21 protein-coding genes and 2 tRNA genes are annotated in these 21,866 nt (G+C 67.2%); all 23 read right to left on the bottom strand.

Going from position 1 to position 21,866, the window contains the following annotated elements:
* Window positions 1-21: 21 nt before the first annotated feature.
* Window positions 22-279, bottom strand: coding sequence for a DUF1467 family protein (locus tag LQ222_RS03790; protein WP_230164591.1), 258 nt, complete (start codon window positions 277-279; stop codon window positions 22-24).
* Window positions 276-1,922, bottom strand: a complete 1,647-nt coding sequence (locus LQ222_RS03795; protein WP_230164592.1) for a ribonuclease J — start codon at window positions 1,920-1,922, stop codon at window positions 276-278. Before LQ222_RS03795 ends, LQ222_RS03790 begins: the two co-directional genes overlap by 4 nt.
* A gap of 160 nt (window positions 1,923-2,082) precedes the next feature.
* Window positions 2,083-2,901 carry a type III pantothenate kinase gene (locus tag LQ222_RS03800; protein ID WP_230164593.1) on the bottom strand — a complete coding sequence of 273 codons (819 nt, stop codon included), beginning with the start codon at window positions 2,899-2,901 and terminating at the stop codon, window positions 2,083-2,085.
* Window positions 2,901-3,623: a biotin--[acetyl-CoA-carboxylase] ligase gene (locus LQ222_RS03805; protein ID WP_230164594.1), complete on the bottom strand. Its 723-nt coding sequence runs from the start codon at window positions 3,621-3,623 to the stop codon at window positions 2,901-2,903. The genes LQ222_RS03800 and LQ222_RS03805 overlap by 1 nt, the downstream gene beginning before the upstream one ends.
* The gene (gene nuoN, locus LQ222_RS03810) at window positions 3,620-5,044 is read right to left on the bottom strand and encodes an NADH-quinone oxidoreductase subunit NuoN (protein ID WP_230164595.1); all 1,425 of its coding nucleotides are present in this window, start codon (window positions 5,042-5,044) and stop codon (window positions 3,620-3,622) included. Before nuoN ends, LQ222_RS03805 begins: the two co-directional genes overlap by 4 nt.
* Window positions 5,045-5,048: 4 nt before the next feature.
* The gene (locus LQ222_RS03815; protein WP_230164596.1) at window positions 5,049-6,560 is read right to left on the bottom strand and encodes an NADH-quinone oxidoreductase subunit M; all 1,512 of its coding nucleotides are present in this window, start codon (window positions 6,558-6,560) and stop codon (window positions 5,049-5,051) included.
* Window positions 6,557-8,473, bottom strand: a complete 1,917-nt coding sequence (gene nuoL, locus LQ222_RS03820; RefSeq protein ID WP_230164597.1) for an NADH-quinone oxidoreductase subunit L — start codon at window positions 8,471-8,473, stop codon at window positions 6,557-6,559. Before nuoL ends, LQ222_RS03815 begins: the two co-directional genes overlap by 4 nt.
* Before the next feature lie 4 nt (window positions 8,474-8,477).
* Window positions 8,478-8,804, bottom strand: a complete 327-nt coding sequence (gene nuoK, locus LQ222_RS03825) for an NADH-quinone oxidoreductase subunit NuoK (protein WP_230164598.1) — start codon at window positions 8,802-8,804, stop codon at window positions 8,478-8,480.
* Complete coding sequence (locus LQ222_RS03830; protein ID WP_230164599.1) at window positions 8,788-9,465, bottom strand: NADH-quinone oxidoreductase subunit J; 678 nt, start codon at window positions 9,463-9,465, stop codon at window positions 8,788-8,790. Before LQ222_RS03830 ends, nuoK begins: the two co-directional genes overlap by 17 nt.
* 7 nt (window positions 9,466-9,472) lie before the next feature.
* Complete coding sequence (gene nuoI, locus LQ222_RS03835) at window positions 9,473-9,961, bottom strand: NADH-quinone oxidoreductase subunit NuoI (protein ID WP_230164600.1); 489 nt, start codon at window positions 9,959-9,961, stop codon at window positions 9,473-9,475.
* Window positions 9,962-9,971: 10 nt separating this feature from the next.
* On the bottom strand, window positions 9,972-10,982 hold the full coding sequence (gene nuoH / locus LQ222_RS03840; protein WP_230164602.1) for an NADH-quinone oxidoreductase subunit NuoH: 1,011 nt from the start codon (window positions 10,980-10,982) through the stop codon (window positions 9,972-9,974).
* A 5-nt stretch (window positions 10,983-10,987) separates the two neighbouring features.
* Window positions 10,988-13,012, bottom strand: coding sequence for an NADH-quinone oxidoreductase subunit NuoG (gene nuoG / locus LQ222_RS03845; RefSeq protein WP_230164603.1), 2,025 nt, complete (start codon window positions 13,010-13,012; stop codon window positions 10,988-10,990).
* Window positions 13,013-13,016: 4 nt separating this feature from the next.
* Entirely contained in the window at window positions 13,017-14,312 is a 1,296-nt protein-coding gene (gene nuoF, locus LQ222_RS03850; protein ID WP_230164605.1) for an NADH-quinone oxidoreductase subunit NuoF, read from the bottom strand.
* 2 nt (window positions 14,313-14,314) lie between these two features.
* Complete coding sequence (locus LQ222_RS03855; protein WP_230164607.1) at window positions 14,315-14,923, bottom strand: NAD(P)H-dependent oxidoreductase subunit E; 609 nt, start codon at window positions 14,921-14,923, stop codon at window positions 14,315-14,317.
* A complete protein-coding gene (locus tag LQ222_RS03860) occupies window positions 14,920-16,140 on the bottom strand; it encodes an NADH-quinone oxidoreductase subunit D (protein ID WP_230164608.1) in 1,221 nt (406 codons plus the stop codon). The genes LQ222_RS03855 and LQ222_RS03860 overlap by 4 nt, the downstream gene beginning before the upstream one ends.
* Complete coding sequence (locus tag LQ222_RS03865; RefSeq protein WP_230164610.1) at window positions 16,137-16,802, bottom strand: NADH-quinone oxidoreductase subunit C; 666 nt, start codon at window positions 16,800-16,802, stop codon at window positions 16,137-16,139. The genes LQ222_RS03860 and LQ222_RS03865 overlap by 4 nt, the downstream gene beginning before the upstream one ends.
* Window positions 16,795-17,352: an NADH-quinone oxidoreductase subunit B family protein gene (locus LQ222_RS03870; RefSeq protein WP_230164613.1), complete on the bottom strand. Its 558-nt coding sequence runs from the start codon at window positions 17,350-17,352 to the stop codon at window positions 16,795-16,797. Before LQ222_RS03870 ends, LQ222_RS03865 begins: the two co-directional genes overlap by 8 nt.
* 7 nt (window positions 17,353-17,359) lie before the next feature.
* Complete coding sequence (locus LQ222_RS03875; protein ID WP_230164615.1) at window positions 17,360-17,728, bottom strand: NADH-quinone oxidoreductase subunit A; 369 nt, start codon at window positions 17,726-17,728, stop codon at window positions 17,360-17,362.
* A 225-nt stretch (window positions 17,729-17,953) separates the two neighbouring features.
* A tRNA-Asp gene (locus tag LQ222_RS03880) sits at window positions 17,954-18,030 on the bottom strand.
* An 84-nt stretch (window positions 18,031-18,114) separates the two neighbouring features.
* A complete protein-coding gene (locus LQ222_RS03885) occupies window positions 18,115-18,474 on the bottom strand; it encodes a TfoX/Sxy family protein (RefSeq protein ID WP_230164617.1) in 360 nt (119 codons plus the stop codon).
* A gap of 74 nt (window positions 18,475-18,548) precedes the next feature.
* Window positions 18,549-18,621, bottom strand: a tRNA-Val gene (locus tag LQ222_RS03890).
* Between the two features lie 122 nt (window positions 18,622-18,743).
* The gene (locus tag LQ222_RS03895; protein WP_230164619.1) at window positions 18,744-19,019 is read right to left on the bottom strand and encodes an HU family DNA-binding protein; all 276 of its coding nucleotides are present in this window, start codon (window positions 19,017-19,019) and stop codon (window positions 18,744-18,746) included.
* Between the two features lie 339 nt (window positions 19,020-19,358).
* The gene (gene lon / locus LQ222_RS03900) at window positions 19,359-21,764 is read right to left on the bottom strand and encodes an endopeptidase La (RefSeq protein WP_230164620.1); all 2,406 of its coding nucleotides are present in this window, start codon (window positions 21,762-21,764) and stop codon (window positions 19,359-19,361) included.
* Between the last annotated feature and the right edge of the window lie 102 nt (window positions 21,765-21,866).

Below are 21,866 nucleotides of genomic sequence, written 5' to 3' on the forward strand. Positions count from 1 at the left end.
GCTGCCGCTTCGGCGGTCAGGTCACGGCATCGCCAGGAAGCCGGTGCGGAAGGAAAGGAAGTCGCTGTCGATCACCCACCAGAGAATCGCCCAGATCACGCCCGTCAGCGCGGTCGTGCCCAGGGCCTTCCAGCCGAGATTCACCTTCACCGGCGTGCCGCGCCAGCCACCCGCCTCGATGTCGCCATCGGGGTCGGTCCGCGTGCCGATCGGCAACACGCAGAACAGGACGGTCCACCAGACCAGGATGAAGACGACGGTGCCGGTGAACCAGGTCATACCCGCAGCAGGTGCACTTCCACCGTCGGGCGCTTGCGCAACCGGCGCGACACGGCCTTGCGAAGGGCGCCGCGGATCGCCTCGCGCAGCGCATCGTCCTCGCGCTTCAGCGCGGCCGGCAGAGCGGCCACGGCCTGCCGCAGGTCGGCGGCGATCAGCGCGGGTTCGGCATCGCCGGCATCGAACAGGCCGGGGGCGGCGATCTGCGGTTCGCCCAGCAGCCGGCCCTGCACGTCGACCGCGAGCGAGGCCACCACCACGCCGTTGAACATCATGCGCCGGCGCGCCGCCAGGATGGCGCCGTCCATCGGCACCAGCCGGTCGACATCGACGGCCAGCTTGCCGGCAGGAACGGATTCCACCACCTCGGGCCGATTGCCGGACAGGCGCAGCACGTCGCCATCCTCGATCAGGAAGGGGGTGGCGCCGCAATCCTCGGCGAGGTCCGCGTGATCCTGCATGTGCCGCCATTCGCCATGGACGGGCACGGCGAAGCGGGGCTTCACCAGCGCATAGAGCCGCTTCAGCTCGTCGCGCGCCGGGTGGCCGGAGACATGGACCATGTGGTCCTCATCCGTCATCACGCGGCAGCCGCGCCGCGCGAGGCCATCCTGGATGCGCTGGATGGCGCGTTCATTGCCCGGGATGCGGCGGGAGGAGAAGATGACGGTATCGCCCTCGCCGAGCGCGATGTTCGGGTGCGTGTCCTCGGCGATCTTGGCCATGGCCGAGCGGGCCTCGCCCTGGCTGCCGGTACAGATCAGCAGGATTTCCTCATCCGGCAGGTAGCCGGCCTCGTCCTCCGGGACGAAGGGCGGGATGGACTTCAGGTAGCCGCAGTCGCGCGCCGCCTGTTCGATGTTGCGCAGGCTGCGCCCGAACAACGAGACCTGCCGCCCGGCCGCCCGGCCGGCCAGCGCGATCGATTCCAGCCGCGCGACATTCGACGCGAAGCCGGTCACCGCCACGCGGCCATCCAGGCTGCGGACCAACGCGGCCAGGTTGCGCCGGACCTCTGCCTCGCTGCCCGAATGGCCTTCCACCATGGCGTTGGTGGAATCGCAGACCATCGCAAGCACGCCTTCCTCGCCCAGGGCGGCGAAGGCGGCTTCATCGGTGCGCGGGCCGATCAGCGGGTCGGGGTCGAGCTTCCAGTCGCCGGTGTGCAGCACGATGCCGTGCCGCGTGCGGATGGCCAGCGCCTGCGCTTCCGGGATGGAATGGGTGACCGGGATGTATTCGCAGTCGAAGGGGCCAAGGCGGAACCGCGTGCGCGGCTGCGTCACCACCAGCGGCACCTCCTGCGCCATGCCGGCCTCGGTCAGCTTGCGGGTCAGCACCGTGGCGGCGAAGGGCGTGGCGAAGACCTTGCAGCGGAACTGCCGCCACAGATGCACCACGGCGCCGATGTGGTCCTCATGCGCATGGGTGATCACCAGGCCGACCAGGCGGTCGCGACGGTCCGCGAGCCAGGCCGGGTCCGGCACCATGACATCGACTTCGGGGTTGTCGCGGCCGGCGAAGCCGATACCGCAGTCGACCGCCAGCAGCGCGTCGTCGCAGCGATAGACGTTCAGGTTCATGCCGATTTCGCCGGTGCCGCCGAGCGGCAGGAAGGCGAGGTCGCCGGATAGTGCATTCATGGATGATGACCCTCAGACGGCGGGCGGGCCGCATCGGCGGCCCTTGCCATCATGCCGGAGGCGCGCCATTGGCGTGACGCCGGACACCCGGCGGGCCGCGTCCGCGGCCTCGGCGCTTCGGGCCGCAGGCCGGCCCTTCGTGAGTCTCGATTCATGCGGGTCAGTCGGACTCCGATCTCAGCGGGTCGCGGAGCGCGCTGTGGTGGAAGACGGGAACGGGATTGCGATCGGCCAGCAGGCGCAGGCCCTCGAGCGTGATGTCGGGGTCGGTCCGTTCGATGACAAGGGTGCCCTCGGCGAACAGCGAGGCCAGGCCGCCGGTGCCGATCACCTTCAGCGGGCCGCCGAACTCGGCCTTGATGCGGCTGACGATGCCCTCGATCAGCCCGACATAGCCCCAGTAGATGCCCGACTGCATGGCCGGCACGGTCGATCGCCCGATCACCGCCTGCGGCCGGCCGATGCCGATGCGCGGCAGGCGGGCGGCGGCCTTGTGCAGGGCCTCGATCGACAGGTTGATGCCCGGGGCGATGACGCCACCGACATAGCCGCCATCGTGGTCCACCACGTCGAAGGTGGTGGCGGTGCCGAAGTCGATCACCACCAGCGGGCCCTTGTAGTGCGTGTGGCTGGCCAGCGCGTTCAGCAGGCGGTCGGCGCCGACCTCGTTGGGCTGGTCGACGCGGATCTCGAAACCCCAGTCGAGGTGCGCGCGGGCGATCAGCGGTTCGGTGTCGAACCAGTCGCGGCAGACGCGGCGCAGGTTGTACAATGCCGCCGGCACCACGGTGCCGATGACGCAGCGCGTGACGTCGTTGGGGTTCACGCCGGCGTGCTGGAACAGCGCCAGCAGCCACACCGCGTATTCGTCGGAGGTGCGGTCGGCGCGCGTGGCGATGCGCCAGCGGCCGCGCCACTCCTTCCCGTCATGCACGGCGAAGACGACATTGGTGTTGCCGGCATCGATGGCGAGCAGCATCAGGTGAGCTCCCCGGAAGCAAGGGCATGGACGCGCCCGCCGGTGGCGAGCAGCAGGCGGCCGTCGTCGGCCAGGCCCGCGAAGCGCCCGGCGATCCCGCTGCTGAGCGCGAGGTGGCTGGCCAGCGCCGGGCCGCGGTCCAGCCAGGCCGCGCGGATGGCGGCGAAGCCTTCGGTGATGCGCTGGCTGCGGCGGGCCTCGAGCGCGGCCAGCAGCGTTTCGGCGAAGGCCTCCGGCGTGGGGGCGGCGATGCCGGTGTCGGCCAGGCAGGCGGTCGCGCGCCCTTCGACCTGCGGCGCATGGTCCAGGTTCACGCCGATGCCCAGGCACAGCCAGGCGATGCCGCCGTGGTCGTCGGCGCTGGCCTCGGCCAGGATGCCGGCCGATTTGGCGCCATGGATCATCAGGTCGTTCGGCCATTTCAGCGCAATGGCGCTGGCGTCGGGGATGGTCGCAGCGACGGCATCGGCCAGCGCGACAGCCGCCAGCAGCCCCCATTGCGGCGCATGGCGCAGTGGTTCGTTCGGGCGCAGCAGCACCGACAGGTGCAGGTTGCCCGCGCGGCTCTCCCAGGCGCGCCCCTGGGTGCCACGCCCCGCCGTCTGCCGGCGCGCGAGCACCGCGAGCCCGTCCGGTTCGCCCGCCGCGGCCAGTTGTGCCACCAGGTCCGAGGTGCTCGGCAGCGCTTCGTGGACGCGCAGCCGGAAGCGGTGCTGCGTCACCCCAGCAGCGCGGCGACCGCCGCCTGCGCCGCCGCCACCAGCGGCGCCGGGTAGAGGAAGAACAGCAGCGTGAACAAGCCCGAGGCCGTCATCACCAGCGACACCGTCGCCGGGCGCGGGTCGAGCGCAGCGCCGACCTGCTCGTCGAAGAACATCACCTTCACGATCCGCAGGTAGTAGAAGGCCGAGACGACCGAGGCCAGCACGCCGACGATGGCGAGCGTCCACAGCCCCGCATCCACCGCCGCCTTGAAGACGAACATCTTGCCGAAGAAGCCCGCCAGCGGCGGGATGCCGGCCATCGAGAACATGAAGATCGCCATCCAGACCGCCATGCCGAGGTCGGTCTTGGCCAGGCCCGCGAGGTCGCGCACCTGCTCGACCGCCCTGCCCTGCCGGCGCATCGCCACCAGCACCGCGAAGGCGCCGAGGTTCATCAGCAGGTAGATCGCCATATACACCAGCAGCCCACGCATGCCGGCTTCCGATGCGGCCGCAAGGCCGACCAGCGCGAAGCCGACATGGCCGATGGAGGAATAGGCCATCAGCCGCTTGATGTTCTCCTGCCCGATGGCGGCGAAGGCGCCGAGCACCATGGACAGCAGCGAGATGATGACGACCACCTGCTGCCATTGGCCCGCGAGATCGCCGAATGGTCCGCCGAGCACGCGCGCGAAGAGCGCGATGGCGGCGACCTTGGGGGCGGCCGCGAAGAAGGCGGTGACCGGCGTGGGTGCCCCTTCGTAGACGTCGGGCGTCCACATGTGGAAGGGCACGGCGGAGATCTTGAACGCCAGGCCGACCATCACGAAGACGAGGCCGACGATCAGGCCCGCGCTGGCCTTGGTCGGGTCGGACAGCGCATTGGCGATGCTGTCGAAATTGGTCGTGCCGGTGAAGCCATAGACCAGCGAGGACCCATAGAGCAGCAGGCCGGAGGCCAGCGCGCCGAGCACGAAATACTTGAGGCCGGCTTCCGCCGAGCGTTCATCGTCGCGGTTGAAGGCGGCAACGACATAGAGGCTGAGTGAGAGGAGTTCGAGCCCGATATACAGCGCCATCAGGTCGTTGGCCGAGACCATGACCATCATGCCGAGCGTCGCGAACAGCAGCAGCACCGGGTATTCGAAGCGGTCGAGGCCCTCGCGCGCGTTGAAGTCGATGGACAGCACGACGCCGGCGGCAGCACCCAGCAGGATCAGCACCTTGGCGAAGCGCGAGAAGGCATCGGCGGCGATCTGCCCGCCGAAGGCCGTGCCCTCGGGCACGCCCAGCGTCACCACCGCGGTCAGCAGGAAGGCGCCGACCACCGCCATGGCGCAGGGGAAGAAGGTGTTGCGCTTGGGCAGCACGCCGATGCCCAGGATCGCCAGGCCGCACAGCGCCAGCACCAGTTCGGGGAGTGCGAGGGTCCAGTTCATCATCTCACATCCCCGCCAGGCGCGTGGCGGCCAGCGCGGCTTCGTGCCGCACCACCAGCGCGGTCACCGTGGCCTCGAAGAAGGACAGGAAGGATTGCGGATAGACGCCCATCCACACCGCGAGGATGACCAGCGGCGCAAACACCGCATGTTCGCGCGGCGACATGTCCATCAACCCGCGCAGGTCGTCCCTGGTGATGCGCCCGAAGGCGACGCGCTTGTAAAGGTACAGCGCGTATGCAGCGCCGAGGATCATGCCCATCGCCGCGCCGAAGGCGACCCAGGCATTGACCTTCCAGGCGGCGACGATCACCAGCAATTCGCCCGGGAAACCGGCCAGGCCAGGCAGCGCGACCGAGGCCATGGTGAACAGCATGAACACCAGCGCATAGGCCGGCATGATCTTCGCGACGCCGCCGTATCGCGCGATCTCGCGCGAATGCACGCGGTCATACAGAACGCCAACGCACAGGAACAATGCGCCCGAGACGATGCCGTGCGACAGCATGGTGTACAGCGCGCCCGACAACCCCTGCACGCTGAAGGTGAAGATGCCCAGCGTGACAATGCCCATGTGGGCGACGGACGAATAGGCGATGAGCTTCTTCATGTCCTCCTGCGCCAGCGCGACCAACGAGGTGTAGACCACGGCGATGATCGACAGCGCGTAGATGAAGGGCGCGAAGTCGGCGGAGGCGTGCGGCAGCATCGGCAGCGAGAAGCGCAGGAAGCCGTAGGCGCCCATCTTCAGCAGCACGCCGGCCAGGATGACCGACCCCGCCGTGGGCGCTTCGACGTGCGCATCCGGCAGCCAGGTGTGGAACGGCCACATCGGCACCTTCACCGCGAAGGAGGCGAAGAAGGCCAGGAAGATCCAGGTCTGCAGCGCCGGCGGGATGGCGTGCTGGAACAGCATCGGGATGTCGGTGGTGCCGGCGCGGAACCATAGCAGCAGGATCGCCAGCAGCATCAGCACCGAGCCGAGCAGCGTGTAGAGGAAGAACTTGAACGACGCGTAGACCCGCCGCTTGCCGCCCCACACGCCGATGATCAGGAACATCGGGATCAGCACGCCCTCGAAGAAGACGTAGAAGACGATGAAGTCGAGCGCGGCGAACATGCCGACCATCATCATCTCGAGCACCAGGAAGGCGACCATGTATTCCCGCACGCGGGTCTGGATGGAGTCCCAGGATGCCAGGATGCAGATCGGCGTCAGCAGCGTGGACAGCAGGATGAACAGCACCGAGATGCCGTCCACGCCCATGTGATAGGTGATGCCGAATTCGGACAGCCAATCGAGCCGTTCGACGAACTGGAAGCCCGGGTCGGTCTTGTCGAAGCGGAACCACAGGATCAGTGACAGCGCGAAGACGATCAGGCTGGTCCACAGCGCGGTCCAGCGCGCGTTCTCGGCGGTGACCTTGTCGTCGCCGCGCAGCGTCAGGATGGCGATGGCACCCGCCAGCGGCAGGAAGGTCAGCAGGCTCAGCAGCGGGAAGCCGGCGGCGTTCATCGGGCGGCTCCGAAGACCAGCAATGTCACGAAGATGGCGAGCCCCGCGATCATGGTGAAGGCGTAGTTGGCGACGCGCCCGGTCTGCAGGCGCACGGCACCCTGCGCGACATCGGATGCGATGGCCGCCGCGCCGTTCGGCACGCCGTCGATCACGCCGGCATCGACCTTCTGCCACAGCACGCGCGCCAGGGCGCGGGCGGGGCGGACGAAGATCGCGTCATACAGCTCGTCGAAATACCACTTGTTCAGCAGGAAGCGGTACAGCCCGCCGAAGGCCGAGGCGAGCTTCCCCGGGATGGATGGTGCGAGCATGTACAGCATGTAGGCGAGCGCGATGCCCGACAGCCCCACCACGGTGGGCGCAAGCGGCACCCAGGACGGCACATGATGCGCGGCGTCCATGATGTGGTTGTGCGGCGCGTTGACGATCGCCCCGTTCCAGAACTGCTGCCAGTGATGGCCGACGAATTCCTCGTGGAACACCGCGCCGATGCCTATGGCGCCGGCCGCCAGCACCAGCAGCGGCGCCAGCATCACCCACGGGCTTTCGTGGACGTGCTCCATCGTGTGGTGGTCGGCCCGCGGCGCGCCATGGAAGGTCAGGATGATGAGCCGCCAGGAGTAGAACGCCGTCAGGAAGGCCGCGATCATGCCGCAGGCGAAGGCGTACATGCCCACCGGCGTGCCGGCCGCAAACGCCGCCTCCAGCACGAAATCCTTCGAATAGTAGCCGGCGAAATACGGCACGCCCGCCAGCGCCAGCGAGCCGATCCAGATCACCGCATAGGTGACCGGGATCTCCTTCCAGATGCCGCCCATCTTCCGGATGTCCTGTTCGTTGGACATGGCATGGATGACCGACCCCGCGCCGAGGAACAGCAGCGCCTTGAAGAAGGCATGCGTGAACAGGTGGAAGATCGCGCCCTGGTAGGCGCCCACGCCCGCCGCGAAGAACATGTAGCCGAGCTGCGAGCAGGTCGAATACGCGATGATCCGCTTGATGTCGTTCTGCACGCAGCCGATGGTCGCGGCGAACAGCGCGGTCGACGCGCCCACGATGGTGACCAGCGCCAGCGCCGTCGGCGCGTATTCGAACACAGGCGACATGCGCGCCACCAGGAACACGCCGGCGGTCACCATCGTCGCCGCATGGATCAGCGCGGAGACCGGCGTGGGTCCTTCCATCGCATCCGGCAGCCAGGTGTGCAGGCCCAGCTGCGCCGACTTCCCGCAGGCGCCGAGGAACAGCAGCACGCAGATGACTTCGTAGGTGCGGAAGCCGGCGAAGGTCGCGTCCTTGTGCTGGTCGATGGCGCCGAAGATCGCGCTGAACTCAACGCTGCCGAAGGTCCAGAAGGTCAGCGCCAGGCCCAGCATGAAGAACAGGTCGCCCACGCGATTCACGATGAAGGCCTTCATCGCCGCGTTGCAGGCGCTGTCCTTCTCGTACCAGAAGCCGATCAGCAGGTAGCTCGCCAGGCCTACGCCTTCCCAGCCGAAGAACAGCTGCACCAGGTTGTCGGCCGTCACCAGCATCAGCATCATGAAGGTGAACAGCGACAGGTAGGCGAAGAAGCGCGGCCGGTCCGGATCGTGGGACATGTAGCCGACGCTGTAGATATGGATCAGCGTCGAGATCAGCGTGACCATGCCGACCATGACGGCGCTGAGTGTGTCGTAGCGCAGCGCCCAGGACACCTCGAAGCCGCCGACATCGAGGAAGGTGACGATCTCGATCGTGGTCGGCGCATGGCCGAGTGCCACCTGGAAGAAGGCGGTCAGCCCGCAGATCGCGGCCAGCACCATGCAGGTGATGGTGACGATCTGCGCGGCGCGGTCGCCGATCCAGCGGCCGAACAGGCCCGCGATGGAGGCACCCAGCAGCGGGAAGAAGACAGCGCCGACGAACATGCGCTCAGCCCTTCAGGGTCGAGATATCCTCGACCTCGATAGTCCCGCGGTTGCGGAAGTAGATGACGACGATCGCGAGCCCGATGGCGGCCTCGGCCGCCGCGACGGTCAGGATGAACATGGTGAAGACCTGGCCGGTGAGGTCGCCGAGTGCGGCCGAGAAGGCCACCAGGTTCAGATTCACCGCGAGCAGGATCAGCTCCACCGACATCAGGATGACGATGACGTTCTTCCGGTTGAGGAAGATGCCGAAGACGCCCAGCACCAGCAGGATGGCCGAGACGGTCAGGAAATGCGCGAGCGAGACGGCCATCTCAGTGATGCCCCCCATGGTGCTCGACCTGCTTTGGCTTTTCGGCCTCGGGCGAAGGCGGGCGCTCGATGCCGATCTCTTTCAGCCCGACGCCCATCGGCACCTGGCGGACCGAGACGGACCCCGTCCGCGACACCTGCGCGCCGATATCCTGCCGCTTCGTCCCCACCCGGTCGCGATGCGTCAGCACGATGGCGCCGATCATTGCCACCAGCAGGATCACGCCGCTGCCCTGGAACAGGTAGATGTAGTCCGTATAGAGGATGCGCCCGAGCGCCTCGGCGTTGGTGACGCCCTCGGGGTTCGGGTTCAGGCGCAACGCCGCGGCCTCCGGCGCGAAGCGCCATACCGTCACCACCATGAACAGTTCCAGCAGCAGGATGCCGCCGATCACGGCGCCGAAGGGCGCGTATCGCTGGAAGCCCTCGCGCAGCTGCGCGAAGTCGATATCCAGCATCATCACCACGAACAGGAACAGCACCGCGACGGCGCCGACATAGACGATGACCAGGATCATCGCGAGGAACTCGGCCCCCGCGATCAGGAACAGCCCGGCCGCGTTGAAGAAGGCCAGGATCAAGAACAGTACGGAATGCACCGGGTTGCGGCTGGTCACCACCATGACGGCGGAGGCGATCAGCACCGCGGCGAAGGCGTAGAAGGCAAGGGCTGCGATCATGGCGCTTTCACCGATACGGCGCGTCGAGGCGCAGGCGTTCCGCGAGCATCGGCTCCCAGCGGTCGCCATTGTCGAGCAGCTTCTCCTTGGTGAAGATCAGCTCCTCGCGCGTCTCGGCGGCGAATTCCATGTTGGGGCCCTCGACGATGGCATCGACCGGGCAGGCTTCCTCGCACAGCCCGCAATAGATGCACTTCGTCATGTCGATGTCGTAGCGCGTGGTGCGGCGTGATCCGTCCTCTCGCGGCTCGGCCTCGATGGTGATGGCTTGCGCAGGGCACACGGCTTCGCACAGCTTGCAGGCGATGCAGCGTTCCTCGCCATTCGGGTAGCGGCGCAGCGCGTGCTCCCCCTTGAAGCGCGGGCCGAGCGGGCCGCGTTCATACGGGTAGTTCAGCGTGACCTTCTTCTTGAAGAAGTACTTCAGCGTCAGCGCCATGCCCGAGACGAGCTCGGAGAGCAGCAGCGAACGCGCGACGCGATCGAGGGAGGCCATTGTCAGCTCCTCACGCCGGCAGCCAGCCGGTGAGCTTCAGCACAAGCGCCGTCAGCACCAGCCACAGCAGGCTGAACGGCAGGAACACCTTCCAGCCCAGGCGCATCAGCTGGTCGTAGCGGTAGCGTGGGAAGGTCGCGCGCACCCAGATGAAGGTGAACAGGCACAGGCAGATCTTCGCCACGAACCAGACCGGTCCTGGCACCCAATTGAACGGCGCGATGTCGATCGGCGGCAGCCACCCGCCCAGGAACAGGATGGTGGTCAGCGCCGACATCAGGATCATGTTCGCGTATTCGCCGAGGAAGAACAGCGCGAAGGACATCGAGCTGTATTCGACGAAGAAGCCGGCGACGAGTTCGCTCTCGCCTTCGGGCAGGTCGAAGGGCGCGCGGTTGGTCTCGGCCAGCGTGCTGATGAAGAAGATCACGAACATCGGGAACAGCGGAATCGCGAACCACACGGTCGATTGCGCCCGCACGATCTCGGTCAGGTTCAGCGACCCCACGCACAGCAGCACGGTCACGATCACGAAGCCCATGCTGACTTCGTAGGACACCATCTGCGCCGCCGATCGCAGCGCGCCCAGGAAGGCGTATTTCGAATTCGACGCCCAGCCCGCGATGATCACGCCGTACACGCCCAGGCTGCTGATCGCGAACAGGTAAAGGATCCCCACATTGATGTCGGCGATCGCCCAGCCGTCGTTCACCGGGATGACGGCCCAGGCCAGCATCGCCAGGCTGAAGGTGAGCATCGGCGCCAGCAGGAACAGGACACGGTTCGCGCCGGTTGGCACGATCGTCTCCTTCATCAGCATCTTGATGGCGTCGGCGAAGGGCTGGAACAGGCCGAAGGGTCCGACGACGTTCGGCCCCTTGCGCAGCTGCATCGCCGCCAGGACCTTGCGTTCCGCGTAGGTCAGGTAGGCCACGCCGACCAGCAGTGGCACCAGCAATGCCAGCGCCTTCACCACAGTCAGGATCAGGATGCCGAGCGGGTGGGTGAAGAAGAACTCCATCGCGATCACTCCGCCGCCATCGCGGGCTGCGGGCCGTAGACCGCGGCGCATTCGGCCATGGTGTCGGAGGCGCGGCTGATCACATCCGCCTGGTGATACACAGCGATCGGCAGCACGAAGGGCGCGTCGGTCGGCGTGCCACCTGCCGGCGCGGTCGTGTCGGTGCAACCACCGCCCACCACATCGCCGACGCGCGCGAAGACCGGGCTTGCCTGCGCCAGCCGCGCGCGGATCGCGTTGGTGTCGTCATAGGGCAGCGTCTTGCCGACACCTTCGCTGTAGGCGCGGAGGATGCGCCAATCCTCCTTCGCCTCGCCGGGCGGGAAGATGGCCAGGCGTCCGCGCTGCGCGCGGCCCTCGGTGTTCACCCAGGTCGCGTCCTTCTCGGTATAGGCCGCACCCGGCAGAATCACGTCGGCCCGCGCGGCCATCGCATCGCCGTGGTGGCCCTGGTAGATCACGAAGGTGCCCGGCGCGATACGCGAGGGCTCGAAGCCATCCGCATTCAGCAGCCACAGCGCGTCGACGCCGCCGGCCAGCATGTCGGCCAGCGGCTTGCCCTGCACGAAGCCCAGTTCCAGCGCGCCCACCTGGCCGCCGAACAAATGCAGCAGGTTGAAGCCGTGCCAGTCCGGCGTCAGCGCGCCCACATCCGCCGCCAGCTGCCACCCCGCCGCCAGCACCGCCGCGCCATCGGCACGCTGCAAGGCGCCGCGGCCGAGGATGATCATCGGCTTCTGCGCGGCCTTCAGCGTCTCGACGAAACCGGCCATCGCGGCAGGCGTGTCGCCGAGATGCGTCGCCGGATAGGTCAGGTCCACCCCACGCGGCCCGATGAAGCCGACCGGGAACTTCCCCGCGCTCCAGCGCTTGCGGATGCGCGCATTCAGCACCGGCGCCTCGCGCCGCACGTCGCTGCCGATGATCAGCAGCGCGTCCGCTTCGTCGATCCCGGCGATGGTGGTGTTGAAGCGGTAGAAGTCCGGGCGGCTTGCATCGATCGCCGCGAAATCATCACGGCAATCGAGGTTCGTCGACCCATACGCCGCCATCAAATCCTTCAGCGCCAGCACGCTCTCGGCATCCGCCAGCGCGCCAGCCACCGCGCCGATGCGCTCGCCCGGCAGCGCCGACAGCTTCGCCGCGATGGCGGCAAACGCCTCCGGCCAAGTCGCCGCGACCAGCTTGCCGCCGCGCGTCACCCAGGGCCGATCCAGCCGCCGCCGCTTCAACCCGTCGAAGGAGAAGCGGCCGCGATCGGCCATCCATTCCTCGTTCACCGCCTCGTTGATGCGCGGGATGATGCGCAGCACTTCCGGCCCGCGCGCATCGACGCGGATATTCGCACCCACCGCATCCAGCACGTCGATGCTGTCCGTCTTCGACAATTCCCACGGCCGCGACACGAAGGCGTAGGGGCGCGAGGTCAGCGCACCCACCGGGCAGATGTCGATCAGGTTGCCCGACAGTTCGGAGGTCAGCGCCTTCTCCACATAGGTGCCGATCTCCATGTTCTCGCCGCGATTGGTGCCGCCGAGTTCCGGCGTGCCGGCAACCTCGGCGCAGAAGCGGACGCAGCGCGTGCACTGGATGCAGCGGTTCATCACCGTCTTCACCAGCGGGCCGATATCCTTGTCCTTCACCGCGCGCTTGGGTTCGCCATAGCGCGACTTGTCGTGGCCATACGCCACGGCCTGGTCCTGCAGGTCGCACTCGCCGCCTTGGTCGCAGATCGGGCAATCGAGCGGATGGTTGATCAGCAGGAATTCCATCACGTTGCGCCGCGCCTGGCGCACCACGGCGGTGTCGGTGAACACCTTCATCCCGTCCATGACGGGGTACGCGCAGGACGCCACGGGCTTGGGCGCCTTCTCGACTTCCACCAGGCACATGCGGCAATTGCCGGCGACCGACAGGCGTTCGTGGTAGCAGAAGCGCGGCACTTCCTTGCCCGCGGCCTCGCAGGCCTGCAGCACGGAGGCGCCGTTCGGGACCTCGACCTCGATGCCGTCGACGGTGACCTTGGCCATGGTCCTACTCCGCCGCCAGGCGCGTGTGCTGCGCCTTGTACGCCATGATGCGTTCTTCCATCAGCGGCCGGAAATGCCGGATCAGCCCCTGTACCGGCCAGACGCCGCCATCGGCCAGCGCGCAGATCGTGTGGCCCTCGATGCGGCGCGTGACGTTCTCGAGCACGTCGATCTCCTCGATCTCCGCATTGCCCGTGACCATCCGGTTCATCAGGCGCATCTGCCAGCCCATGCCTTCGCGGCAGGGCGTGCACTGGCCGCAGCTCTCATGCTTGTAGAAGGCCGCGAGACGCGCGATCGCCTTGATGATGTCGGTGGACTTGTCCATCACGATCACCGCCGCGGTGCCGAGGCCCGAGCGATGTTCGCGCAGCGCATCGAAATCCATCAGCACGTCGTCGCAGATGTGCTTGGGCAGCAGCGGCGTCGACGACCCACCCGGGATGACACACAGCAGGTTGTCCCACCCGCCGCGCACGCCACCGGCGTAGCGTTCGATGAGTTCCCGCATCGGGATGCTCATCTCCGCTTCCACGTTGCAGGGCTTGTTCACATGCCCCTGGATGCAGAAGATTTTCGTGCCGGAATTCTTCGGCCGCCCGAAGGAGGCGAACCACGCGCCGCCACGGCGCATGATCTCCGGCACCACGGCGATGGTCTCGACGTTGTTGACCGTGGTCGGGCAGCCATAGAGCCCGACGGCGGCCGGGAATGGCGGCTTCAGCCGCGGCATCCCCTTCTTGCCTTCCAGCGATTCGATCAGCGCCGTCTCTTCGCCACAGATATACGCGCCCGCGCCGCGATGGACGTAAAGCTCGAAATCATAGCCCGACCCGCAGGCGTTCTTGCCGAGCAGCCCCGCCTCATACGCCTCGGCGATCGCTGCTTCGAGCACGACGCTCTCGTTGTAGTACTCGCCACGGATGTAGATGTAGCCAGCCACCGCCCCCATCGCGAAGCCGGCGATCAGGCAGCCCTCGATCAGCGTGTGCGGATCGTGGCGGATGATGTCGCGGTCCTTGCACGTGCCCGGTTCGGATTCATCGGCGTTGACCACCAGATACGACGGCCGCCCATCCGACTGCTTCGGCATGAAGGACCACTTCATGCCGGTCGGGAAGCCGGCGCCACCGCGCCCGCGAAGGCCCGAGGCCTTCATCTCCTCGATGATGCCGTCGCGCCCGCGCGCCAGGATCGCCGCTGTGCCGTCCCAGTTGCCGCGCATGCGCGCCGCGGCCAGGTTCCACGGCTGCGTGCCGTACAGGTTCTGGAAGATGCGGTCGCGGTCGTGCAGCGCCATGGTCACTCCTGCTCCGCGCCGGTGAGCACTTGCGGCCCGCCTTCCGGCGCACTGGTCTGGCGGCTGATCACGCTGCCCGGCTTCGGCCGTTCGCCGCGCTTCAGCGATTCGATCAGCCGCACCGTGCTCTCGTAGTCCAGGTCCTCGTAGTAGTCGTCATCCACCGCGATCATCGGTGCGTTCACGCAGGCACCCATGCATTCCATCTCGGTCAGCGTGAACAGCCCGTCGGCGCTGGTGTCGCCATAGCCCTTCAGCGCGCCGGCATCCTTGCAGGCGCGCAGCACGTCATCGGACCCGCGCAGCCAGCAGGGCGTCGTGCCGCACACCTGCAAGTGGTAGCGCCCGATCGGCTTGGTGTTGAACATGAAGTAGAAGGTCGCGACCTCGTAGACGCGGATCGGCGGCATGGACAGGCGATCGGCCACCACGTCCATCGCAACCCGCGGCACCCAGGCGCTGCCGGTCTGCCGGCCCATCTGCTTCTGCACGACATACAGCAGCGGGATCACCGCGCTGGCCTGCTTGCCCTCGGGATAGCGCGGCAGGATCGTCGCGATCTTCGCCTCGCTCTCGGCATCGAAGGCAAAGCTTTCGGGTTCCGCGCTCACCGGTCAATCTCCCCGAACACCACATCCAGCGAGCCGATCACCGCCACCGCATCGGCCAGCATGTGCCCCTTCGACAGCACTTCCATCGCCTGCAGATGCGCGTAGCCCGGTGCGCGGATCTTGCAGCGATACGGCTTGTTCGTGCCGTCCGCGACCAGATAGACCCCGAACTCGCCCTTCGGCGCCTCGGTGACCGTGTAGGTGCTGCCGGCCGGCACATGATAGCCCTCGGTGTACAGCTTGAAGTGATGGATCAGCGCTTCCATCGACCGCTTCATCTCGCCACGCGACGGCGGCGCGATCTTGTTGTCCAGCACCTTCACCGGGCCGGGCTTCATCTGCGCCAGGCACTGTTCGATGATGCGCAGCGACTGACGCATCTCCAGCATCCGCACCAGGTACCGGTCGTAGCAATCGCCGCGCGTGCCGACCGGCACGTCGAATTCCATGCGGTCATACACGTCATAGGGCTGCGACTTCCGCAGGTCCCACGCGCAGCCCGAGGCCCGCAGGCAGGGGCCGGAGAAGCCCCATTCCATCGCCTGCTCCGCCGTCATCACGCCGATATCCACGGTGCGCTGCTTGAAGATGCGGTTCTCCGTCAGCAGCGTCGCGAGGTCGTCGATGAAGGCGGGGAACTTCCGCGCCCATTCGGCGATGCGATCCTCCAGCCCCGGCGGCAGATCCTTCGCGACACCACCGGGCCGGAAGTAGTTGGCGTGGTAGTGGCTGCCCGACACCTGCTCGTAGAATTCCAGCAGCGTCTCGCGCTGCTCGAAGCCCCACAGCGCGGGCGTGATGGCGCCGCAATCCAGCGCATAGGTCGTGATGTTCAGCAGGTGGTTCAGCACCCGCGTGATTTCGGCGAACAGCACGCGGATATACTGCGCGCGCTCCGGCACCTCGATCCCCAGCAGACGTTCCGTCGCCAGCGCGAAGGGATGCTCCATGCACATCGGGCTGACGTAATCGAGGCGGTCGAAATACGGCAGCGCCTGGATGTAGGTCTTGTGCTCGATCAGCTTCTCGGTGCCGCGATGCAGCAGGCCGATATGCGGGTCGGCGCGCTCGACGATCTCGCCCTTCATCTCCAGGATCAGGCGCAGCACGCCATGCGCGGCCGGGTGCTGCGGGCCGAAATTGATGGTGTGGCTCTCGACCTCGATGCTGCGCTTGACCGTCTCGACGGGCGCGTCACCGATCAGGGGCTGGCTCATGCCGGGCCCTCCAGGCGGTTGAGGTGGATCTTCTCGTCACCCGGGAGCGTGGTCATGCCCTCCCACGGGCTGAGGTAGTCGAAGTTGCGGAATTCCTGCGCGAGCTGCACCGGGCCATAGGCCACGCGCTTCAGTTCCTCGTCGTAGCGGAGTTCGACGAAGCCGGTCAGCGGGAAGTCCTTGCGCAGCGGATGGCCTTCGAAGCCGTAGTCGGTCAGCAGGCGGCGCAGATCGACCTGGCCGTCGAAGACGACGCCGTACATGTCCCAGGTCTCGCGCTCGTACCAGGTGGCGCAGGGGTAGATGGCGGCGACCGACGGCACCGGCGTCGCCGCATCGGTCGTGACGGACACGCGCAGGCGGTGGTTATGCGCGAGGCTGAGCAGGTTGTAGACGACCTCGAACCGCTCGGGATTCTCCGGCCAATCGACGCCGCAGATGTCCATGCATTGCTCGAAGGCGAAGCGCGGGTCGTCGCGCAGCACCAGCAGCAGCGCGGGCAGCGCATCGCGCCGCGCATGCAGCACCAGCTCGGTGCCGGCGCAGGCCAGCGACACATCGGTCACCATGCCACCGGCGCTCGCGGCGATCGCCGCCCCCAGCGCGCGCAGCGGGTTCTCGGGCACGGCCGGTTCGGCCGGCGTGATCTCGGTGTCAGCCACGCAGGATGGTCCCCGTCCGGCGGATCTTTTTCTGGAGCTGCAGGATGCCGTAGACCAGCGCCTCGGCCGTCGGCGGACAGCCCGGCACATACACATCGACCGGCACGATGCGGTCGCAGCCGCGCACCACGCTGTACGAATAATGGTAATACCCGCCGCCGTTCGCGCAGGACCCCATGCTGATGACCCAGCGCGGCTCGCTCATCTGGTCGTAGACCTTGCGCAGAGCGGGCGCCATCTTGTTGGTCAGCGTGCCGGCCACGATCATCACATCCGACTGCCGCGGCGACCCGCGCGGGATGATGCCGAAGCGATCAAGGTCGTAGCGCGCCATATAGGCGTGGATCATCGGCACCGCGCAGCACGCCAGGCCGAAGGTCATCGGCCACAGCGATCCGGTGCGCGCCCAGTTCACCACCTTGTCGATGTTGGCGACGACGAAGCCCTTGTCCTGCATCTCGTCGGTGACGCGGTTGATCACCGCATCCTGCGCGGCACCTGGTGCCAGCGCGTCCTTGTTCCAGGCGATGTCGTTGCCGGCGGCGCTCATGCTGCGCTCACTCCCAGTCCAGGGCGCCTTTGCGCCACTCGTAGACGAAGCCCACCGTGAGCACGAACAGGAAGCCCATCATCGAGCAGAAGCCGAGCCAGCCGATATCCCCCAGCGCGATCGCCCAGGGAAACAGGAAGGCCACTTCCAGGTCGAAGATGATGAACAGGATCGCGACCAGGTAGAACCGCACGTCGAAGCGCCGGCGCGTGTCGTCGAAGGGCGCGAAGCCGCATTCATAGGCGGACAGTTTCTCGGCATAGGGCTTCTGCCGCGCCGCGAGGAAGGCGCCGCCCACCATCGCGATGGCGATGCCCGCCGCGATACCCAGGAACACCAGGACCGGAAAATAGGCAGCCAACAGTGGCTCGGTCATCGCAACCTTTGCTCCCCTGCCCTGTGCCGGGCATGCGGTGGCTTGCGCCTGGGCCTATGCCGCAGCGCAGCGCGGGCGGACATTAGCCGCCCTTGTGGCGCTTCGCCATAGGTCGCGGCATCCCGTTTTCAAGCATTCTCGTTACGATACGCTGAGCGTGGCGCTGGATGCGAAAGCGGCGCCGGGCATGTGCCGCGGCGCCGCTGTCTGTCGCATACTGTCGCGTGGCGCGAGTGACGGGGCTCGAACCCGCGACCTCCGGCGTGACAGGCCGGCGCTCTAACCAACTGAGCTACACCCGCTCGCGACAGGAGGCGGGGGATACGTCCCGTGGCGGGGATAGTCAAGCGGTGGAATGCAGCGATTGCGTTTGCTGCCGCCTCGGTTCACCGGCGCCGCGCCGGCCTGCGCTTCGCCGCGACGCGCCGTGCCGCGCCCAACGCCGACCTTGCCCAGGCGAGCAGCCCCTCCGGATCGTCCATCAGCCGCTCAGGCGCTTGCCAGAAGGCAAGGTCGATGCGTGCGCCGTTCTTCTCGTAGCTGAGCGGGGGCCGGCTTGCGGCCTCGTGGAACGCCTCGCGATTGTCGTCATCGACCCGCAGGTACAACAGGTCGTCGCTGACCAGGCCGAACATCACGCCGTCGCAGAAGATGCCGGCCTTGCCGAACATCCGCCGCAGGGTGACGTGGCCAAGGGGCGCGAGCTCCTCGCACAGGAAGGCGGCGAAGCTGTCGGTGGTGGGCATGGCGGATCGGGCGTGGGTTGCACGGTGGGTGGGCCGCGGGTCGCGTCACTTCCCCCGGGGGGGCCTGGGATGAATGGGCGCTGACGGGATCGAACCGCCGACATCCTGCGTGTAAAGCAGGCGCTCTACCAGCTGAGCTAAGCGCCCCCTGAGCCCCTGACCTACCGCAGAAGCGGCGTGCCGCGCGAGGCCCGATTCGCACGCGCCGAAAACACGAAGGGCCGGCCCTTGCGGACCGGCCCTCGTGAAGGCTGCCCTGGTCGGCAGGATCAGTTCACGGCGTCCTTCAGGCCCTTGCCGGCCTTGAAGCGCACGGTCGTGCTGGCGGGGATCTTGATCTCCTCGCCGGTGCGCGGGTTGCGGCCCTTGCCGGCCTTGCGCTTGGACGTGGAGAAGGTGCCGAAGCCGACCAGGCGAACCTCGCCGCCCTTCTTCGAAAGCGCCTTCTCGATCGCGTCGAACACCGCGTCCACGACGTCGCCCGACTTGGCCTTGGGCAGATCGGTCGCCTCGGCGACGGCGGCGATGAGGTCCTGCTTGTTCACTGGTGAATCCCTCCTTGGGTGGCGCGGATGACGGGCCGCCGATTCGGCCAGCCGTGTCGGCGCGGAGAGTAGGAGCGCCGATTTCGCAGCGTCAACGACGGACCGCCCGATTCGCCGCGGAAATCCGCCATTCGTGGCGGGTGATGCGGCAAAACTGCAACGCCCCCCTGGGTTTTCCACAGAAAACCCCGGCGAAGCCGCGCTCCGCCGGGGTTTTTTCATGCTTCGCCACGACGCTTCAGCGCGATCCGATGGCGCCAGGACGTGCCCGCCGCCGGCCGACCCTCGCGGGCACCGGAAGCCTGCGTGGCGAGGGTCGCGTCCAGCGCCCCTCGCCGCTCAGTGCGGCAGCACCGTCCCCACGCTGCCCTGCTCCGGCCCGCGCGGCGCCGGGGTTTCCTCCGGCTCCTCCCAGGTGATCGGTTCGGGCTTCTTCACCAGGGCACGCTGGATCACCTCGTCGACGTGGGACACCACGACGAGTTCGAGGTTCTTCTTCACGTTGTCCGGGATCTCGGCCAGGTCCTTCTCGTTATCCTTCGGGATGAACACGGTCTTGATGCCCGCGCGCAGCGCGGCCAGCAGCTTCTCCTTCAAGCCGCCGATCGGCAGCACGCGCCCGCGCAGCGTGATCTCGCCGGTCATGGCGATGTCGCGGCGCACCGGGATGCCCGTGAGCACCGAGACGATCGACGTCGCCATCGCGATGCCCGCCGAGGGGCCATCCTTCGGCGTCGCACCCTCGGGCACGTGCACATGGATGTCGCGCTTCTCGAACATCGTCGGCTTCAGGCCGAAGGTCGTCGAGCGCGACCGCACATAGGACATCGCCGCCGAGACGCTCTCCTGCATGACGTCGCCGAGCTTGCCGGTGGTCTTGACCGTGCCCTTGCCGGGCACCACGACCGACTCGATGGTCAGGATCTCGCCGCCCACCTCGGTCCAGGCCAGGCCGGTGACGACACCGACCATGTCCTCGGCCTCGGCCTCGCCGTAGCGGAACTTCCGCACGCCGGCGAATTTCTCGAGGTTGCGCGCGGTGATCGCGACCTTCTTCGACTTCTTGGAGACGATCTCCTTGACCGCCTTGCGCGCCAGGCCCGCGATCTCGCGTTCCAGGTTCCGCACGCCGGCCTCGCGCGTGTAGTAGCGCACCAGGTCGCGGATCGCTTCTTCCGACAGGCTCCATTCGCCCGCCTTCAGGCCATTCGCCTCGCTGACCTTCTTCATCAGGTGGCGCTTGGCGATCTCGATCTTCTCATCCTCGGTGTAGCCGGGGATGCGGATGATCTCCATGCGATCCAGCAGCGGCTGCGGCATGCGGAGCGAGTTCGCGGTGGTCACGAACATCACGTCCGACAGGTCGTAGTCCACTTCCAGGTAGTGGTCCGCGAAGGTGCTGTTCTGCTCCGGGTCCAGCACCTCCAGCAGCGCGCTGGACGGGTCGCCGCGCCAATCGGCCCCGAGCTTGTCGATCTCATCCAGCAGGAAGAGCGGGTTCGACGTCTTCGCCTTCTTCATGCCCTGGATGACCTTGCCCGGCATCGAGCCGATATAGGTCCGGCGATGGCCGCGCACCTCGGCCTCGTCGCGCACGCCACCCAGCGACATGCGCACGAAGTTGCGCCCGGTCGCCTTCGCGATCGACTTGCCGAGCGAGGTCTTGCCCACGCCGGGCGGCCCCACCAGGCACAGGATCGGGCCGCGGATCTTCGGGCTGCGGCTCTGCACCGCCAGGTACTCGATGATGCGTTCCTTGACCTTCTCGAGCCCGTAGTGGTCGGCGTCGAGCACCGCCTCGGCCGCGATCACGTCGTTGCGCACCTTGGAGCGCTTCTTCCACGGGATCGACAGCATCCAGTCGAGGTAGTTGCGCACCACCGTCGCCTCGGCGGACATGGGCGACATCGTGCGGAGCTTCTTCAGCTCCTGCAGCGCCTTCTCGCGCGCTTCCTTCGACAGCTTCGTCGCCTTGATGCGGGCTTCCAGCTCGGCCGCCTCGTCCTTGCCGTCCTCGCCCTCGCCCAGCTCCTTCTGGATCGCCTTGAGCTGCTCGTTCAGGTAGTACTCGCGCTGCGTCTTCTCCATCTGCCGCTTCACGCGGTTGCGGATGCGCTTCTCCACCTGCAGCACGCCGATCTCGCCCTCCATATGGGCGAAGACGCGCTCGAGCCGCGCCGTCACGGACGGCGTCTCCAGCAGTTCCTGCTTCTCGGGGATCTTGAGACCCAGATGCGAGGCGACGGTATCGGCGAGCTTCGCCGGTTCCTCGATCTGGTTGATCGAGACCAGCACCTCAGGCGCGATCTTCTTGTTCAGCTTGATGTACTGCTCGAACTGCGAGACCACCGTGCGCGCCAGCGCCTCGGCCTCGCGGGGTTCCGCCGTGGTTTCCTCGACCACCTCGGCGAAGGCCTCGAAGTAGTTCGCGGTCTCCTTGAAGGCGGCGATCTTCGCGCGGCGGCCGCCCTCGACCAGCACCTTCACCGTGCCGTCAGGCAGCTTCAGCAGCTGCAGCACCGTGGACACCGTGCCAACCTGGTACAGGTCATCGGCGCCCGGATCGTCCTGCGCGGCGTTCTTCTGCGCGACAAGCAGGATCTGCTTGTCCTCCTTCATCACCGCTTCCAGCGCACGCACCGACTTCTCGCGGCCGACGAACAGCGGGACGATCATGTGCGGGAACACCACGATGTCCCGCAGGGGGAGCACCGGAAGCAATTCGCCGCGGATGGTATCCGTCATGTGACCTCACAGGGACAGTCGGCGCCCCGCCCGCCCAAAAGCGGCACAGGGGAGGCGCCACGGTTATGCCGGGATGTGGGACCCGGGCGGCGCCCGCTCAAG

The organism is Roseomonas sp. CECT 9278 (assembly GCF_918698155.1).
Taxonomy (GTDB): domain Bacteria; phylum Pseudomonadota; class Alphaproteobacteria; order Acetobacterales; family Acetobacteraceae; genus Neoroseomonas.